General features: G+C 71.5%; 1 pseudogene. It reads right to left on the reverse strand.

The features are described 5' to 3' along the window. A pseudogene (locus JYK17_RS40345) lies at positions 1–256 on the reverse strand (hypothetical protein); the annotation flags it as partial. Positions 257–316 lie beyond the last annotated feature (60 nt).

Consider the following 316-nt stretch of genomic DNA (forward strand, 5'->3'; position numbering starts at 1 on the left):
ACGGACGAACGCGGATGATGGTCTTCCCCCTGACCCTCTCGGTCGGGCTGACCCTCTCGGTCGGGCTGACCCTCTCGGTCGGATTGAACGCGGCGACGGCGTCGTCGAGGGCCGACACGGTGCCGATGATCGTCCGCAGCCGTCCGTCCCGCAGGCGCTGGACGATCTCACCCAGTTGCGCGCGATCGGACTCGACGACGAAGTCGATCGCCAGGCCGTCGGCGGGCCGCGCCTCGGGCGGCCCTGCGATGGTCACCAGGGTTCCTCCGGCCCGGACCAGGCCCGCGGACCGCCTCCCGATGTCTCCGCCGAAGAC

The sequence above is a fragment of the Streptomyces plumbidurans genome (assembly GCF_019857225.1).
Taxonomy (GTDB): domain Bacteria; phylum Actinomycetota; class Actinomycetes; order Streptomycetales; family Streptomycetaceae; genus Streptomyces; species Streptomyces plumbidurans.